We start from the raw sequence: 17,108 nt of genomic DNA on the forward strand, positions 1-17,108 counted from the left end.
CGTCGCACCCGCCGCGCGCGAACTAGTGTTGACGGTGTGCCACAACTGTCGCTGACCGTCCGCCTGCAGACCTCGGCCCTCGAAGCCCGTCGGGGCATCGTCCGGATCCATCCGGAGGCGCTGGCAGCGCTCGGGCTGCGCGAATGGGACGGTATCGAACTGCTCGGCGCGCGCCGCACCGCGGCGGTGGTCGCGGCCACACCGTCCGGCACCCCGCCCGGCGTCGCCCTGCTCGACGAACTGACCATGACCAATTGCGGCCTGCACGAGAACGCGACCGTGGTGATCTCCCCCGCCACCGTGCACGGCGCCCGACTGGTCCTGTTGCGCGGCAGTTCCCTCACCCGCACCGCGCTCGACGGTGCCGCGCTGCGGCAGGCGCTCCTCGGCAAGGTGATGATGCCCGGAGACAGTGTCTCGCTGCTCCCCCGGGACCTCGGACCGGGCACCTCGAACGCCGAGGCCACCGCGCAGCTGTCACGGCTGGTCGGGATCACCTGGACCAATGAGCTGCTCACCGTCGTCTCGGTGGATCCGGCACCCGGTCCGGTATCGGTGCAGCCGAACTCGGCGGTGATGTGGGCGGACGACGCCGGCCCCGGGACCTTCGCGGGTTCTCCAGCGGAGCCCGGCACCGGGACCGGGGCAGGACCGGCGGCCGGGACGGCGTCACCTGCGGAGGACCAGCCCGTCGCCGCACCGGTGGAGCGGGCGGTGGCCGATCTGGTCGGCGCGGAGAACGCGGTCAAACGGCTCACCGAGTGGATCTCCCTGGCCTTGGACGAGCCGGAACTGCTCGAACGCCTGGGCGCCCCCGCCCGGCTCGGGGTGCTCATCACCGGGCCCACCGGCGGCGGTAAGGCCACCGTGGCCCGGGCGGTGGTGGCGCCCCGGCCGCTGATCGAACTCGACGGTGCACTCACCGGTGCACTGGAGCCGCAGGCCCGGCTGGCCGCGGTCCAGCGGGCCGTGACCCGGGCACGCACCGCCGAGAACGCCGGAGGGGCCGCACTGCTGATCCGCGATGTGGAGGCGCTGCTGCCGGCCACCCGCGAGCCCGTCTCGACGATGATCCTCGACGAACTGCGCACAGCGGTGTCGACGCCGCGGGTCGCGCTGCTGGCGACCACTTCCGCTCCGGGGGATCTGGACTCGCGCCTGCGTGAGCCGGACCTGGCGGACCGGACCGTCACCGTCGACCTCCCCGATGCGCGGGAGCGGGAGGCGCTGCTGGCCCTGCTGCTGCGCGAGGCCCCCACCGACGATGTCGACCTGCACGAGATCGCACTACGGGCACCCGGTTTCGTGGCCGCCGATCTCGCGGCGCTGTGCCGCGAGGCGGCGCTGCGAGCCGCGGCACGGTCCCTGGGCGAGGGCACCTCCGACGGTGTCGCGATCACCCAGCCCGATCTGGTGGGTGCGTTGACGGTGATCCGGCCGGTATCGCGCTCGGCCACCGAGGAGGTCTCGGTCGGGTCGGTCACCCTCGACGACGTGGGCGACATGGTCGAGACCAAGCAGGCGCTCACCGAAACGGTGCTGTGGCCCCTGCGCCATCCGGACACCTTCGCCCGGCTCGGAGTGGAGCCGCCGCGCGGTGTGCTGCTGTACGGTCCCCCCGGCTGCGGGAAGACCTTCGTGGTCCGGGCGCTGGCGGCCTCGGGGCAGTTGTCGGTGCACGCGGTCAAGGGCGCGGAGCTGATGAACAAGTGGGTCGGTGAATCGGAGAAGGCGGTCCGGGACCTGTTCGCGCGGGCCCGGGGCAGCGCACCGTCGCTGATCTTCCTCGATGAGGTGGACGCGCTGGCCCCGCGCCGGGGCCAGTCCAGTGATTCCGGTGTCGGTGACAAGGTGGTGGCCGCGCTGCTCACCGAACTCGACGGCGCCGAACCGCTGCGGGACGTGGTGGTGCTCGGTGCGACCAACCGCCCGGACCTGGTGGATCCGGCGCTGCTGCGGCCGGGCCGGCTGGAGCGTCCGATCTTCGTGCCGCCACCCGATGCCGAGGCCCGCGCCGCGATCCTGCGGACCGCGTCCCGGTCCATCCCGCTGGCCCCGGACGTGGATCTGGACGCACTGGCCGAGAACCTGGACGGCTATTCGGCGGCGGACTGCGCGGCGCTGCTGCGGGAGTCCGCACTGACCGCGATGCGGCGCGATATGGATACAGCCACCGTCACCGCCGCCGATGTGCGAGCCGCGACCGAAGTGGTGCGCCCCTCGCTGGACCCGGCACAGGTCGCCGATCTGCAGGCCTACGCCGATCGCCGCAGCAACTAGGTTCGCAAACCGGCCTCAGCTCGGTCCCCCGGTCCGGCCAGTGGGTCGAGCCGGTCCAGCAGACCACGAACGGTCCGATCCGGGCCATCTCGGGCACGGTTCCTGGAGCTACGCCTTGCTGACGGAGTAGAACACCGCGTTCGGAATCGCGGCGTCCTGCACCGAGCTGACGGTGATCACGTAGCCCTTACCGGAGAACTGGGAGGACTGCGAGCCGCCGGGATCGCCGGCGCCCAGCGCGAGGTAGCCGGCATCGGTGAGCTTCTTCTTCGCGGCGTCGTAACCGCCCGGCTGCGCCTGCACCGTCACGTTGAACACCGTCACGCCGTCCTGTGCGCGTTCCCCGGCGTCGATCAGATTGCCCTCGACCAGGGGAACCTCGGCCTTGGGGAAGCTCGCGGGAAGCGTCACGGTGGACTCGGTCGGCTCCGATCCACCACTGCTGCAAGCCGATCCGAGCAGCAGTGCACCGACTACGAAGCCCGCCGCCGTTGCCCGCGCGAGCCGTCCGCCCCCGTTGCCGCCGCGATCACTCATCTGCTCCGTACGCCTCCCGAATAACCGGCCGGTAGAATGTCCGAAGAATGACACGCCGCTCACAAAAAGGACGGAGTGCCCTTGTTCGTCATCCTCGTCTGTTTGTCATTGGCGACCTTAGCCGCACCGGTCGTGGTCAACCGATTAGGCGCGCGCGCCTTCCTCGGTCTCGCAGTCGTGCCCGCAGCGGCCATGGTGTGGGTGATCTCGGCGTGGCCATCGGCGGGCGAGCCCGACCGCACCGAGTCCATCCGGTGGGTGCCGGTGCTGAACATGGACGTCGACCTGCGACTGACCCCGCTCAGCGCGATCATGTCGCTACTCGTCCTGGGTATCGGCTCGGTGATCCTGGTTTACTGCGCCGGGTACTTCACCGGCGTGACCAGCACCCGCAAACTACCGGTCTTCGCAGCCGAACTGGTCGCCTTCATGGCCGTCATGTTCGGTCTGGTGGTCAGCGACAACATGCTCGCGATGTACGTCTTCTGGGAGCTGACCTCGGTCCTGAGCTTCCTGCTGGTCGGCTACTACGCCGAACGAGCCACCAGCCGCCGTGCCGCGACCCAGGCGCTGCTGGTGACCACGATGGGCGGCCTGGCGATGCTGATCGGCATCGTCATCGTCGGTGAGCGGTACGGCACCTACCTGTTCTCCGAGGTGATCGCGCGGGCCACCGCCGATCCGTCGACCATCTCACTCGCCGTCGAAGTGGGTGTGGTGCTCGTGCTGATCGGCGCGATCAGCAAGTCCGCGATCGTGCCCTTCCACTTCTGGCTGCCCGGCGCGATGGCCGCGCCGACCCCGGTCTCCGGTTACCTGCATGCGGCGGCGATGGTCAAAGCCGGTGTGTACCTGATCGCACTTCTGGCGCCGGCGTTCTCTCATCTGGTCTCCTGGCGGGCGATCGTGCTGGGACTGGGAATCGTCACCATGGTCCTGGCGGGATGGCGGGCGCTGCGCGAGTTCGATCTCAAGCTGATCCTGGCCTTCGGCACAGTCAGCCAGCTCGGCATGATGGTGGTGCTGGTGGGCACCGGCGAGCGGAACGTCGCGCTCGCGGGCATCACCATGCTCACCGCGCACGCACTGTTCAAGGCGACCCTGTTCATGGTGGTGGGCATCATCGATCACGCCACCGGCACCCGCGACATCCGTCGTTTGGCGGGTCTGGGGCGCGCCCAGCGCCCGCTCGCGGTGATCGCCGCGCTGGCGGCGGCGTCGATGGCGGGCCTGGCGCCGATGTACGGCTTCGTCGGTAAAGAGGCCGTGCTGGAGACGATGATGCACGCTGCACTCCCGGCACCGCTGCCGATCGTGCTGCTGGTGGGACTGTGCATCGGTTCGGCTCTGACCATGGCCTACAGCATCCGTTTCCTGTGGGGAGCGTTCGGCGGCAAGGGGCAGCAGAGCCCCACCCGCGCAGTCGCCGAGATGCACACGATCAGCCCGCTCTTCCTGGCCGGACCGGCACTGCTGGCGACGCTGAGCCTGGTGTGCGGGATCGCCTCGTCCTGGCTGGACCCGGTGCTCGCGCAGTACCCGGACTCCGCCTTCGCCCCGGCCGACGCGCCCTACTACCTCGCCCTGTGGCACGGCTGGACGCTGACGCTGCTGCTCACCGGTGTGATCATCGCGGTGGGCACCCTGATCGTGCAGCCGCGCAGTCCACTGGCGAAGCTGCGCCGCCGCAAGAGCGTGCTGCTGGGCAACGCCGACCGGCTCTACGACGCCACCCTCCGCGGCGCCGACGTGCTCTCACTGCGCATGACGCAGAGCACCCAGCGCGGCTCGCTCCCGCAGACCCAGGGCACAATCCTGCTCACCCTGGTGGCGCTACCGATCGGTGTGCTGCTGCTCGGAGCGCAGGCCAAGCCGGACCTGCGGGTGAACTTCTCCCCACTGCTCCTGCTGCTGTCCGCGCTGATGTGCATCGCCTCGATCACCGCGGTGGTACTGCGCAACCGCCTGGCGACGGTGCTGGTGGTCAGCGTCACCGGGTACGGCACCGGTGTGGTGTTCGCGGTCTACGGTGCGCCCGATCTCGCCCTGACCCAGTTCCTGGTCGAGACGGTGACCCTGGTGATCTTCGTGCTGGTGCTGCGCAAGCTGCCCGCCGAGGCCCCGATCATCGGCAGTCCCCGCACCCGCCTGGCACGAGCCCTGATCGGGGTGTCCGTGGCCGTGACGGTGGTCGCCGTCGCCATCGCCGCGCGCGCGGCGCGAGTGGCAGCACCGGTCGCAGATCGCCTGCCCGATCAGGCCTACCAGTTCGGCTACGGCAAGAACGCGGTGAACGTGATCCTGGTGGACATCCGGGCGTGGGACACCTTCGGAGAGATCGCCGTCCTGGTGGTCGCGGCGACCGGCGTCGCCTCGCTGGTCTTCCGCAACCGGCGGTTCGGCGCCGCTCCGCGGGTGAGTGCGGAGGCCGCCGCGGCCGCTGAGGTCACCCCGGGCACCACCTGGCTGCGCGGAAGCGCGCTGCGCGATCCGCGGCACCGTTCGCTGGTCCTGGAGGTGACCTCCCGACTGGTCTTCCCGACGATCATGGCGCTCTCGGTGTACTTCTTCTTCTCCGGTCACAACGCTCCGGGCGGCGGCTTCGCCGGCGGGCTCACCGCCGGGCTCGCCCTGGTGCTGCGGTACATCGCCGGCGGGCGGTACGAGATCGGTGAGACGATCCCGCTGGACGCGGGCCGGATCCTGGGCACCGGCCTGCTGCTCTCGGCGTCCGGCAGCGTGGTGTCACTGCTGTTCGGGGCGCCGGCACTGTCGTCGGTGGCCTTCGAGTTCACCGCCCCGGTATTCGGTGACGTCAAGTTCGTCACCGCGCTGATCTTCGACGCCGGTGTCTACCTGGTGGTGGTCGGGCTGGTTCTGGACGTGCTGCGCAGCCTCGGCGCCCGACTCGACCTGGAGGGCTCACCCGCCGACATGACCTCACCGCTGCCCGTGCAGAGCGGGGGAAACCGATGAGCATCGACGTGGGCCTGTTCGCCGCGGTGGCCGTGATGATCGCCACCGGCGTGTACCTGCTGCTCGACCGCAGCCTGACCAGGATGCTGATGGGCATCATCCTGTTCGGCAATGCGATCAACCTGCTACTGCTGACCCTGGCCTCACCGCCCGGTGCGCCACCGATCATCGGGTACTTCTCCGCCGGCCGCGGCGCCGACGCCGATCCGCTGGCGCAGGCGCTGATCCTCACCGCGATCGTGATCACGATGGGCCTGGCGGCGTTCATCCTGGCACTGGCGTACCGCTCGTTCGTGATCAACACCGACGACGAGGTCGACGACGATCCCGAGGACGCGAAGGTGCTCGAACGCGACGGCGACATCGCCTCGCAGGAACCCGATTACGACGCGTCGGACGATCCGGTGACCGGCGCACCGTCGGCGCTCGGTGACGCCTTCGGCCCCGACGGCGAGCCGCTCACCCCCGAGCAGATGCTGCAGGCCCGGCTCGACGCGGTGGACACCGGCGCCCTGCCGGTGGACACCGCACGGCCGGCCGGCGATGGACCGGAGGCCGGCCGATGATCACCGAATCGACGATGCTCACACTGATGCCGCTGCCCACGGTGCTGCCGATCGTGGCTGCGGCGATCGCCCTGGTGATGGGACGACACCGCCGGCTCCAGCAGGTGATCTCGCTGTTCTCGCTGACCGTTCTCGTGCTGGTCGGCGCAGTGATGCTGTACTACACCGACCGCAACGGCGCGGTCGCACTGCACGTGGGCGGCTGGGGCGATCGGGACGGCGGGGGCGGTCCGCTCGGCATCACCCTGGTGGCGGACCAACTCGCCGCGCTGATGGTGCTGGTCTCGGCGACCGTGTTGCTCGGTGTGCTGGTGTACTCGGTCGGCCAGGGTATCCGCGACGGTAGCGACGATCAGCCGGTCTCGATCTTCTACCCGACGTACCTGATCCTCGCTGCGGGCGTGTCCAACTCGTTCCTCTCCGGCGACCTGTTCAACCTGTTCGTCTCCTTCGAGGTTCTGCTGGCGGCGAGTTTCGTGCTGCTCACCGTGGGCGGCAGCCCGGACCGGGTGCGGGCCGGCATCTCCTACGTGATGGTCTCGATGGTCTCCTCGCTGGTCTTCCTGCTGGGGATCGTCTACGCCTACGCCGCCACCGGCACCCTGAATCTGGCCGATATGGCGCTACGGGTTCAGGAACTGCCGGCCGGGACCCGCACCACACTGTTCGCGGTGCTGCTGGTGGGCTTCGGGATCAAGGCGGCGGTCTTCCCGCTCTCGACCTGGCTGCCCGACTCCTATCCGACGGCTCCCGCCCCGGTCACCGCGGTCTTCGCGGGCCTGCTGACGAAGGTCGGCGTGTACGCGATCATCCGCGCCCACACCCTGATCTTCCCCGGTGGCGCGCTCGACGACGTGCTGATGATCGCGGGCCTGCTGACCATGATCGTGGGCATCCTCGGTGCGATCGCACAGACCGATATCAAGCGGCTTCTCTCGTTCACACTGGTCAGCCACATCGGTTACATGATCTTCGGGATCTCGCTGTCGACGGCGCAGGGCCTGAGCGCCGCCATCTACTACGTGGTGCACCACATCCTGGTCCAGACCACGTTGTTCCTGGTGGTGGGACTGATCGAGCGGCAGGCGGGAGCGGCCTCGCTGCGCCGCCTCGGCGGTCTCGCCGCGGTCAGCCCGGTGCTGGCGCTGCTGTTCTTCATTCCGGCGCTGAACCTGGGCGGGATCCCGCCGTTCTCGGGGTTCATCGGCAAGGTCGGCCTGCTCGAGGCGGGCGCGCAGCAGGGCTCGGTGCTGGCCTGGGTACTGGTGGGGGGCAGCGTGGTCACCAGCCTGCTGACCCTGTACGCGGTGGTCCGGGTGTGGACCAAGGCGTTCTGGCGGGCCCGTGCCGACGCCCCCGAGGGGCAGTTGGCGGGAGCGCATCCGGAGGCGCTGCTCGACGACGCCGACGTCATCGAGTTCGCCGACCGCGAGGACCCGGGCCGGATGCCGCTGAGCATGGTTGCACCGACCGCCGGCCTACTGGCGGTGGGCCTGTTCATCGCCCTCTGGGCCGGGCCGATGTTCGAGATCACCGATCAGGCCGCCAAGCAGTTGATCAGGCGGGCCGATTACATCGAGGCGGTCCTCGGCCCGGACGCACTCACCGCGATCAAGACTCCCGACGGTGGCGCGGTCCCCGTCGGGCAGGACGGAGGCCCCCGTGGCTAAGCGATTGGTGAACCGGATTCTGCCGGACCTGCGCGACGGCCGCGCGGTCGCTCTCAAACTCGGGCAGCTGGCCTGGTTGGACGCGGTGTGGGTGATGCTGTGGGGCCAGGTGACCTGGGGCAACATCGTGGGCGGCCTGATCGTGGGCCTGGTGATCCTGCTGCTGTTGCCGCTGCCGCCGGTGCCGGTGGAGGGCCGGGTGCACCTGGGCTCACTGCTGAAACTACTGGCCGTGTTCGCCATCGAGATGTTCAAGTCGTCGGTGCAGGTCGCGTGGATGGCGGTGCGGCCCGGGCCGCCGCCGATGAGTGCGGTGCTGCGGGCGAAGGTGCGGATCAAATCCGATCTGGTGCTCACCCTGATCGTGGACGTGATGAACCTGATTCCCGGGACCATGGTGATCGACATCGACACCAAGCGCCGCCTGCTCTACACCCACGTGGTGGACGTCAGCAGCGAGCGCGCGGTGCGCCAGTTCTACCGCAGCACCGAGCGGTTGGAAAGACTGTTCATCAGTGCCTTCGAGCGGGAGAACGAGTGGCACGCCAGCCCCCTGCACGGCGTCGACGACGGTGCCTACTCCGCCCCGGCCCGTCGCACACCCCCGACCGAGGAGCAGCAGTCATGACCGTGGTGTTCACCGTGACCGGCGTGATCCTGGTGCTCTCGGCCTTCTTGACCACGTACCGCCTACTGGTGGGGCCGAGCACGCTGGACCGGGTGGTGGCCGTCGACGCGCTGGTCGCGATCGCGATGGGCGGTCTGGCCGTGTGGGCGGCGTTCAGCCTGAACTCCTCGGTGATCCCGGGGGTGGTGGCGCTGTCGCTGGTCGGTTTCGTCGGGTCGACATCGGTGGCGCGGTTCCGCGTGCCCGACGATGCCGGCCTCGCCCCGACCGCTCCGAACGAGACGCCGGACGTCTCCGGCCGAGGGGGTGACGGCCGATGATCCTCGACGTGATCTCCGGGACCCTGTTCCTCACCGGTGCGCTGTTCGCGCTCACCGCCGCGATCGGCATCATCCGGTTCCCGGACACCATGACCCGGATGCACGCCGCCACCAAGCCGCAGACGATGGGCCTGCTGTTGCTCCTGCTCGGTGCGATCATGCGGCTGAGCGACTCGATGGACGTGTGGATGCTGGTACTGGCCGGGATGTTCGCGATGTTGACCGCACCGGTGGTGGCGCACCGGGTGGGTCGTGTCGCGTACCAGGAGCAGCGTCTCAAGGACGCCACCATCGACAAGGACGACATGGAGACCGGCGCCCGGGACTGACCCTCCCGGGGGCAGGTCAGGACGGGGAGGCCTGCGCCGCGTCCGACGGTGCGCCCAGCGCGCGCCGGGCCTTCAGCGCGAACGCCGCGGCGATCAAGGTGGTGCCGCCCAGCGCCGCGCCCACACCGGACCAGCCGAAGGTCGCCAGCGCGGTGCCACCGATGGCCGCACCGGCGAAGACGCCCACGCTCTGCGCCGCACCGTTGAGCGAGAGGACGGTGCCCCGCAGCCCGTCCGCGGCCCGCACCAGAGTGGTGGTGACCGCCGCCGCGATCGCCGCGTGCGAGGCCGAGACGACCGCGACCATCAACCAGGCCAGTACCAGGTTCGGCGCGGTGTACAGCAGCATCATGCCGACCGCGGCGAGCACCACCGCGCCGGCCACGAACACGAGCAGGGTTCGCGCCGACCGGTCCTGCATCAGCTTGCCGGCGAAGAAGTTCCCGAGGAAGAAGGCCGATCCCGAGGTGGCCCACACCAGGGAGAACCATCCGGTGCCGAGGCCGAAGCGTTCACTGAACGCCGCCGCGATGTAGGCCAGCGAGCCCATGAAGGCGAGCGTGCGCAGCAGCGAGACCATCAGCACGTCCAGGGCACCGGGGATGGAACGGACGGTGCGGAACGCCTGCAGGTAGCCGACGCCGGTGTTACCCCCGTTCGGGTCCCGCCGGCGTGCCACCAGGGCGGCCACGATCAGCAGTACCACCGCGGCGGCGGCCATATCGGCCTGCCAGCCCCACACCACGGCCGGCAGTGCCAGTACCGGCGCCGCCAGTACCGCGGTCAGGGTCATGGTCGACGAGACCAGCGTGGCTGCCCGGGCGGAGGCGCCGGGTGCGTCGAACCGGTCCGCCGCCATCGCCGACAGTGCCGGATTCAGGACCGCGGTACCCGCGCCGATCAGCAGGCAGAAGACGATCCACGCCGCGGTGCTGCCCTGCAGCGAGAGCCCGCACCCGATTCCCATGACCAGTAGCGCGAGTGCAGCCACCGTCGACCGTGGGAGCCGGTCCAGCAGTGGCGCGGCGGCCACGCCGACGATCAGCGCGGCGACACCGCCGAGGCCGCGCAGGCCTCCGATCAGGTCGACTCCGGCGCCCGCGTCCTCGGCGATGGCGACCAGGAAGTTCGCCATGATCGTGAACGGGACCAGGCCCAGCGCGGCGGCGGCCAGCAGTGGCCACAGCCGCCGCACCAGGACGCGGTCGGGTACCGGGGCGGGTGCACTCATCAATCGGCTCCTGTATCGGTTCGGTAGAGGTACATCGCGGTGGCGTCCGCGGAGAACTGCGAGAACGGGAAGTGCTCCGCCGACAGCGCGGTCACGCCCGCGCCGAGGAATCCGCGGGCCACTGCGGCGCCGCTCTGTGCATACACCACCAGCGGCAGGTCGCGCTCTCGGCACACGCCGAGAATCTCGTCGAAGGTGCCGTTGCCCAGGGTCATTCCGGTGGCGAGGACGGCATCGGCCCGGTCGAGTACGGCGAGGTGGTCGTCGGCGACGGGGTCTCCCCACTGCGTGCGGTCGAGGTTCCGGTCGGCGAGCAGCGGCTCGCATCCGCGCTCACGGATCGCCGCGACCAGCGGGTTCACCACGCCGATCAGCGCGACACGGGCCCCGTCGCCCACGGTGAGCAGTTCGGCGACGGCTGCATCGCGCGCGACGGCCCGCTGGTCCGGTGTGCCGGTGGGGAGCATTCGCAGCTGGGCGCGCGGGTCGGTGCGGTGCGGGGATGCGGCGCCGAGTGCGGCATCGGCTGCGGCCAGGGACAGCGGCCGGGACGGGTGGTCGATCAGCGCGGCCAGCGGCTCACCGGAGAGGTCGGCGATCGACGGGTCGAGTTCGCCCTCCTCGAAGGCGCACGCCCCGAACGAATCGGCGACGCGGACCAGCACGTAGCGGTTGCGGTAACGCTGGTCTCCGCCGGCCAGGCGAGTGCCGTGGGAGACGAAGAAGACGCTGCGCGCCACCTGATCGGTCGCGGCCCCGCGGGCGAGGTCGAGGGCGTCGTCGACGGTGACCGGTGCCGGGCTCATCGTGCGGCTCCGCTCTGCTCGAGGTAGTCCGCGAGTGCCGTTGCCGCGTCCAGGTTCCGTGGTCCGGAGACCAGCTCGGCGTAATCCACCACCCGGATCCTGTTCTCCCTCACTGCGGGTGAGTCCTTGATCGGCGACGACTGCCGGAGGTAGTCGATCTTCTGCTGGGCGGGCTGCTTGTCGTAGTCGACGATCACGATCACCGCCGGTTGCGCAGCCACCACCGATTCCCAGCCTACCGTGGTCCACCGGCCATCCACCTCGTGCGTCACGGAGCGGCCGCCTGCCAGGGCGACGATCTGATCGGCGGCGGTGCGGTTGCCCGCGGTGTACGGCTCCGAGGTTCCCGAATCATAGATGAACACAGTCGGTTTCACATTCTTAGCGGCCGCGCGCTGACGCAGTGCCGTTTCCCGCCCGCGCAGCGCACCGACCAGCGCGTCGGCCCGGTCCTCGACGCGGAAGATCTTCCCGAGGTTGACCAGATCGGTGTAGGTCTCCTCGATCGGGTTCGCCGCGCGCTGTGCGGGCTTGTCACCGTAGTTGTAGCAGGTCTCCTCCTGCATGTAGCTGTCGATTCCCAGCTTGCCCAACGACTCCGGGGTCACCCCGCGGGCCGGGCTGAATCCGGCCTGCCATCCGGCGAAGACCCAGTCGGCCTTGGCGCCGACCAGTGGTTCCTGGGTCAGGACACCGTCGCTGAGAATCGGGACCTTCGCGTACTGGTCTCGGTACGGGGACTTCGCGATCACCCCCTGCACCGTCTTGGGTAGCACCATGCCCTTCATCCGGTCGGCGAGTCCGAGCGCGAACATCTTCTCGATCGCGGAGACGTCGTAGGGGACGGCGGCGCTCGGCGACCGGTACTGCCGATCGATTCCACAATTGGTGACACCGATCCGGTCTGCGCCGGGGTCAGCGGGTTTCGCACCGCACGCAGCGGTGAGGACGGTGGCCGCCAGGGCGGCGGCGAGGAGGGGACGGGAATGCATGGTCGGTCCTTCCGATCGGTTCGGTTCTAGAGTTCGAAGCGCACGCGCGGCGGGCCGGCGTCGCTGGGGAGCACGGTGGGACGCACCCCGTAGACCTGCCGGATGCGTTCGGCGGTGAGGACGTCCGCCGGGGTCCCGATGGCCACCACCCGGCCTGCGTCGAGCAGCACCAGTTGGTCGCAGCTCTGCGCCGCGAGGTCGATGTCGTGGATGGCGGTGACGGTGGTCTTGCTCGCCGTCCGCAGCAATCGCAGCAGTTCCAGCTGGTGCCGGACGTCGAGGTGGTTGAGCGGCTCGTCGAGCAGCAGGACCGGGGTCTGCTGCGCGAGCGCCCGGGCGATCATGATGCGTTGGCGTTCACCGCCGGACAGACTCAGGACACTGCGACCGCGAAGGTGCCGCGCGTCCACGGCCTCGAGTGCGGCGGCGCAGACCTTCTTCGCGGTCCGGGTGCCGGCGTCACCGCGGGCGAACCTGCCGAGCATGACGGTCTCGCCTGCGGTGAACCCGAGGTACCCCGAATCACTCTGAGTGACAGCGGCGATCAGGCGAGCACTGGAGCTCCGTGGCAGCCGGTGCAGGTCCTGTCCATCGATCCGTACCGTCCCGGAGTCCGGGGCGAGCGCGCGGTACAGGCAGCGCAGGAGCGTCGACTTCCCGCTGCCGTTGGGGCCGATCAGGCCTACGTGCGCCCCGTCGTCTATCCGGAGACGGATCCGGTCCAGGACGGTTCTGCCGCCCAGTTCGACAGTGACCGAGTCGATCTCGAGAGTCATGCGCCGCCGCCGAGGAGTCCGCCGCGGCGGCGGAGCAGGCCGATGAACACAGGTACCCCGATCAACGCGGTGACGATGCCCAGCGGCAGCTCCCGGGGGGCGACGATCAACCGGCTCAGCAGATCCGCCCACACCAGCAGGAGCGCACCGAGCAGCGGTGCCAGCAGCAGGACTCTGCGATGCGCGGGGCCGACGATCATTCGGACCGCATGCGGAACCACCAGTCCGACGAATCCGACGGTGCCCGCGACCGCGACCAGTACCGAGGTCAGGACGACCACCAGGAGGAAGAGCGTTCGCCTGGCCCGATGCGGATCCAATCCCAGTGCGGCGGCGGCTTCGTCGCCCTGGGCCAGGACGTCGAGGGTACCGGCCTGCTGGACCGTGATCAGGACGACCGCTCCGACGGTGACCGCGACCAGCGGTAGCACCGGCCACTGGGCGCCGCCCAGTCCGCCGAGCAGCCAGAACATCACCGACCGGGCCGCATCGCCCACCGGATCGAGGAAGACGATGGCGCCGGCCAGGCCCTGGAAGGCGAAGGCGAGTACCACGCCGGTCAGCACCAGCCGGACCGGGCTGAGCGCGCCGTCGGCCTCACGGCTGAGCAGGTACACCAGCAGTGACGCGAGCAGCGCGGTGAGGAAGGCCGCACCGGCGGTGCCCGCGACGCCGAACCCGATCAATGCACCGGTGGTCACCACGAAGCTGGCTCCGACGCTGGCGCCGCTGGAGATGCCGAGGATGAACGGATCCGCGAGCGGATTGCGCACCAGAGCCTGGCAGGCGACTCCGGCAACGGCGAGTCCCGCGCCGACCAACGCGGCCAGCAGCACGCGGGGCAGCCGCAGGTCCCACAGGATCGAATAGGTGGAGAAGTCTTCGCGGGCAACGGTTCCGCGGGTCAGTGCGGCCCAGATCAGTCGTCCGGTGTCGCCGAGGGGAACGGTGACCGCTCCCTGGCAGACCGCGAGCGCCATCGACGCCAGTAGGACCACGGTGAGCGCCCCGGCCGGGAGCAGCGGGGGCAGGCCGGTGCGCGGGCCGAACGGGTGGGGAATCACGCGGCAACATTAACGACAACAGTTATCGTTAACAAAGACGCATAGGTCTATACGTCACGCACCCGGTCTAGGGCAGGATCAGGTCTCCGGTCACCGAGCGCACCACGTCCCGGTAGGCATCGGGACTGCACACTCCGCCCGCGACGGCGCGTTGGCGCTGGTAGGAGGCCCCGCGCCGGGGGATCTCCGCGACCGCGGCCAACTCCCGCGCGCAGTCGAGCCGCCGGGCCACCGGCTCCAGCCGCTCCAGCAGTGCGTCGAGATCCTCGGTGACCAACTGCTCGTTGTTGTCGGCGTCCTGGATGATGATGGCGTCGAGACCGTACCGCGCGGCGCGCCACTTGTTCTCCTGGACGTGCCACGGAGGCAGTGTCGGCAGCCGCTCCCCGGCGTCGAGCCGCTCGTCGAGCCACACCACCAGGCAGTGGATCAGCGCGACCACCGCTTCGAGCTCGGCGAAGCCGGACATGCCGTCACAGATCCGCACCTCGATCGTGCCCAGGTGGCACGCGGGCCGCACGTCCCAGCGGATCTCGTTGAGGTGATCGATGATCCCGGTGGTCTTCTGATCGTGCACGAAGCGCTCGAACTCGCTCCACCGCTCGAACTGGAAGGGCAGACCGGCCGTGGGCAGCTGCTGGAACATCATCGCCCGGGTGCTGGCGTAGCCGGTGTCGTGGCCGCCCCACATCGGGGAGCTGGCCGAGAGCGCCAACAGGTGCGGGTAGTAGTTGAGCAGCGCGGAGATGATCGGCAGCACCTTGTCGCGGTGGCGCACACCCACGTGCACGTGCACGCCCCAGATCAGCATCTGTCGGCCCCACCACTGGGTGCGGGCGATCAGTTCGTCGTAACGGGGGTTCTCGGTGAGCAGTTGTGCGTTCCACTGCGCGAACGGGTGGGTGCCCGCACCGAACAGGTCCACCCCGAGCGGGTCCGCGGTCTCGCGCACGGCGGCGATCACCCGGCGCAGATCCGCCATCGCGCCGGCCGTGTTCTCGCATACCCCGGTGACCACCTCGACGGTGTTGCGCAGCATCTCCGAGTGCAGTTGCTGCGCGACCTCGGGGTGCCCCGATCGGACACCGTCGAACAGCTCATCGGCCCTGCTGACCAGATCCGCGGTGCCCCGGTCGACGAGTGCGAACTCCCACTCGACGCCCAGGGTGGACCGCGGCGACGCCTCGAAGGCGACCGGTTCGATGGTCAGCCGACCTTGATCACACCGCACGCGATACGTCCGCCCGCGTCGCCGGTGGCGATGGTGGTCTCATCCGGCACGGGCTGGCCGGGAACGATGTTCGCGTAGCGCGAGGACGGGATGTTGCCGAAGTTGTCCGGTCCGGCGTGGATCATCAGCGCGTTACCGGCCGAGTTCTTCTTGATATCGGCCAGGGTGAACGCGCCGGTGCTGGTGACCGTCTGGCCGGTGCCGTTGGCGTTGACGTACATCGAAACCAGGTCGCCGGTCATCGGGTGCCCGGTGGCGCCGGTCTTCTGCCAGTGGCCGCCCGCGGAGGCGAAGTTCGCGGCCGAGCCGGGCGCGCCACCCGGGGCGACCGAATTGGGTTCGCACTTGCCGACCTCGTGGATGTGCATACCGTGGAAGCCGGCGGGCAGGCCGGTGACCTTCACATCCACCACCACGACGCCGTTCTTCTCGGTCAGGGTCGCCTCGCCGGCGCTGGTGCCGTCCGGCTTGACCAGCGACGCCTTGGCGGTGCCGGCCTCCGGGGAGCTCTCGCCCGCACCCTTCTCCGACTTCTCCTCGTCCTTCTTCCCGTGGCCGCCGGGCTCCAGGCTGCGCACGGGCCCCTGGGCGGGCACCGACGCGCCGGTCACGACTGCGGGAGTGGTGCCCGCGCCCGGCGCCGCCGGCTTCTCCTGCGTCGTGCAGCCCGCCAGGGCGAGGGCCGCCACCGGAAGAATCGCAATCGGGGCGAGGAACTGGCGCTTCGTCATCGACGACTCCTTATGGAAGGGCTACCGGGCTGGCTTGCCCGGAATCATATCGGGAGCGTTTCTACTTCTTGACGACGGCCACCGCGACCGGGCCGGCGCAGGCCTCGAGTCCGGCGGGGCGGGGCGCGGTGGGCACGTCCAGGGCGCTCGCCACCGTCTTCGCCTCGGCTTCGCCGCCCTCACCGAAGAAGACGGTGGTGCCGCGTGGAGCCGGGGGCCGGGCGGGCCAGGCCTCGTGGCCGGCGGTGATCTCGAAGCCCGCCCGCTTGAGCGTGTCCTCGGTCTCCGTGGTCGCAGCGCGGGCCACCGACAACAGGCACACGGGTGCCTTCGCGGCCGGCGCAGGCGCCGGGGTGGTCTCGGTGGCCGCTGCGGAGAGTTTGGCCTCCTGCGCGTTCAGCGCGGCCTGCGGATCATCGTCGCGGGTGATCAGGCCATGGATCCCGACCGCCGCGAGAATGATCGCAGCAGAGACGAGGATCATGATGATCGTCCGGATGGGGACGGCGCGGCTGTTCTGGGTACTGCTCACGACAGTCGACTCTATCGGATCTCTCAGATCTCGAAGCCGAGCTTGCGGGCAGCGCGGGCCTTCTGCCGGCTGGCGCGCACCCGTCGCAGCCGCTTGACGAGCATCGGATCGGCGGCCAGCGCCTCGGGAGTGTCCACCAGTGCGTTGAGCACCTGGTAGTAGCGAGTGGCGGAGAGGCCGAAGAGTTCCTTGATCGCGTCCTCCTTGGCACCGGCGTACTTCCACCACTGCCGCTCGAAGGCCAGAATGTCGTGCTCACGCCTGGTCAGACCGTCTTCGCCCCGCTCGTGGGCGGGCTGCGCGTCGTTCCGCGCGGCCGTCGCGCCCTCCATGCGTTCCCCTCGCATTCGAAATAACACTTCTGTAGTTCGCTACGAATCTAACCACGGTGCAGCACGCACCGAGAGGGCTGTGGGCGCGTGTCGCCGGATCCGAAGTA

General features: G+C 69.7%; 17 protein-coding genes. 7 read left to right on the forward strand and 10 right to left on the reverse strand.

Annotated elements, in window-relative coordinates; translation table 11 throughout:
- Positions 1 to 36 precede the first annotated feature (36 nt).
- Positions 37 to 2,280, forward strand: coding sequence for an AAA family ATPase (locus ACYVHG_RS06775; RefSeq protein ID WP_461166638.1), 2,244 nt, complete (start codon positions 37 to 39; stop codon positions 2,278 to 2,280).
- Positions 2,281 to 2,388: 108 nt separating this feature from the next.
- On the opposite strand, the gene ACYVHG_RS06780 is transcribed toward ACYVHG_RS06775, so the two are convergent.
- Entirely contained in the window at positions 2,389 to 2,817 is a 429-nt protein-coding gene (locus ACYVHG_RS06780; RefSeq protein ID WP_461166639.1) for a hypothetical protein, read from the reverse strand.
- A gap of 81 nt (positions 2,818 to 2,898) precedes the next feature.
- On the opposite strand from ACYVHG_RS06780, the gene ACYVHG_RS06785 reads away from it, so the two are divergent.
- From ACYVHG_RS06785 to mnhG, 6 genes are read left to right on the forward strand one after another with little or no spacing between them, the layout of a single operon-like run.
- Positions 2,899 to 5,793 carry a Na+/H+ antiporter subunit A gene (locus tag ACYVHG_RS06785; RefSeq protein ID WP_461166940.1) on the forward strand — a complete coding sequence of 965 codons (2,895 nt, stop codon included), beginning with the start codon at positions 2,899 to 2,901 and terminating at the stop codon, positions 5,791 to 5,793.
- Positions 5,790 to 6,359 carry a Na(+)/H(+) antiporter subunit C gene (locus ACYVHG_RS06790; RefSeq protein WP_461166640.1) on the forward strand — a complete coding sequence of 190 codons (570 nt, stop codon included), beginning with the start codon at positions 5,790 to 5,792 and terminating at the stop codon, positions 6,357 to 6,359. Before ACYVHG_RS06785 ends, ACYVHG_RS06790 begins: the two co-directional genes overlap by 4 nt.
- Positions 6,356 to 8,029 carry a Na+/H+ antiporter subunit D gene (locus ACYVHG_RS06795; protein WP_461166641.1) on the forward strand — a complete coding sequence of 558 codons (1,674 nt, stop codon included), beginning with the start codon at positions 6,356 to 6,358 and terminating at the stop codon, positions 8,027 to 8,029. Before ACYVHG_RS06790 ends, ACYVHG_RS06795 begins: the two co-directional genes overlap by 4 nt.
- The gene (locus ACYVHG_RS06800; protein ID WP_461166642.1) at positions 8,022 to 8,657 is read left to right on the forward strand and encodes a Na+/H+ antiporter subunit E; all 636 of its coding nucleotides are present in this window, start codon (positions 8,022 to 8,024) and stop codon (positions 8,655 to 8,657) included. Before ACYVHG_RS06795 ends, ACYVHG_RS06800 begins: the two co-directional genes overlap by 8 nt.
- Positions 8,654 to 8,977: a monovalent cation/H+ antiporter complex subunit F gene (locus ACYVHG_RS06805; RefSeq protein ID WP_461166643.1), complete on the forward strand. Its 324-nt coding sequence runs from the start codon at positions 8,654 to 8,656 to the stop codon at positions 8,975 to 8,977. The genes ACYVHG_RS06800 and ACYVHG_RS06805 overlap by 4 nt, the downstream gene beginning before the upstream one ends.
- Positions 8,974 to 9,306 carry a monovalent cation/H(+) antiporter subunit G gene (mnhG, locus tag ACYVHG_RS06810; RefSeq protein WP_461166644.1) on the forward strand — a complete coding sequence of 111 codons (333 nt, stop codon included), beginning with the start codon at positions 8,974 to 8,976 and terminating at the stop codon, positions 9,304 to 9,306. The genes ACYVHG_RS06805 and mnhG overlap by 4 nt, the downstream gene beginning before the upstream one ends.
- 16 nt (positions 9,307 to 9,322) lie before the next feature.
- On the opposite strand, the gene ACYVHG_RS06815 is transcribed toward mnhG, so the two are convergent.
- From ACYVHG_RS06815 to ACYVHG_RS06855, 9 genes are all read right to left on the reverse strand, one after another.
- Entirely contained in the window at positions 9,323 to 10,537 is a 1,215-nt protein-coding gene (locus ACYVHG_RS06815; protein WP_461166645.1) for an MFS transporter, read from the reverse strand.
- Positions 10,537 to 11,343 carry a Rossmann-like domain-containing protein gene (locus ACYVHG_RS06820; RefSeq protein WP_461166646.1) on the reverse strand — a complete coding sequence of 269 codons (807 nt, stop codon included), beginning with the start codon at positions 11,341 to 11,343 and terminating at the stop codon, positions 10,537 to 10,539. Before ACYVHG_RS06820 ends, ACYVHG_RS06815 begins: the two co-directional genes overlap by 1 nt.
- Entirely contained in the window at positions 11,340 to 12,335 is a 996-nt protein-coding gene (locus tag ACYVHG_RS06825; RefSeq protein WP_461166647.1) for an ABC transporter substrate-binding protein, read from the reverse strand. The genes ACYVHG_RS06820 and ACYVHG_RS06825 overlap by 4 nt, the downstream gene beginning before the upstream one ends.
- 26 nt (positions 12,336 to 12,361) lie before the next feature.
- Positions 12,362 to 13,111: an ABC transporter ATP-binding protein gene (locus ACYVHG_RS06830; protein ID WP_461166648.1), complete on the reverse strand. Its 750-nt coding sequence runs from the start codon at positions 13,109 to 13,111 to the stop codon at positions 12,362 to 12,364.
- A complete protein-coding gene (locus ACYVHG_RS06835) occupies positions 13,108 to 14,175 on the reverse strand; it encodes a FecCD family ABC transporter permease (RefSeq protein ID WP_461166649.1) in 1,068 nt (355 codons plus the stop codon). The genes ACYVHG_RS06830 and ACYVHG_RS06835 overlap by 4 nt, the downstream gene beginning before the upstream one ends.
- A 67-nt stretch (positions 14,176 to 14,242) precedes the next feature.
- Positions 14,243 to 15,379 carry a glutamate--cysteine ligase gene (locus tag ACYVHG_RS06840; RefSeq protein WP_461166941.1) on the reverse strand — a complete coding sequence of 379 codons (1,137 nt, stop codon included), beginning with the start codon at positions 15,377 to 15,379 and terminating at the stop codon, positions 14,243 to 14,245.
- Positions 15,380 to 15,381: 2 nt separating this feature from the next.
- Positions 15,382 to 16,137 (reverse strand): superoxide dismutase[Cu-Zn], encoded by a 756-nt coding sequence (gene sodC / locus ACYVHG_RS06845; RefSeq protein WP_461166650.1) that lies wholly within the window; start codon positions 16,135 to 16,137, stop codon positions 15,382 to 15,384.
- A gap of 61 nt (positions 16,138 to 16,198) precedes the next feature.
- Entirely contained in the window at positions 16,199 to 16,669 is a 471-nt protein-coding gene (locus ACYVHG_RS06850) for a LytR C-terminal domain-containing protein (protein ID WP_461166651.1), read from the reverse strand.
- Positions 16,670 to 16,692: 23 nt separating this feature from the next.
- Complete coding sequence (locus ACYVHG_RS06855) at positions 16,693 to 17,001, reverse strand: DUF3263 domain-containing protein (protein ID WP_461166652.1); 309 nt, start codon at positions 16,999 to 17,001, stop codon at positions 16,693 to 16,695.
- Between the last annotated feature and the right edge of the window lie 107 nt (positions 17,002 to 17,108).

This window comes from Tsukamurella serpentis (assembly GCF_054780975.1).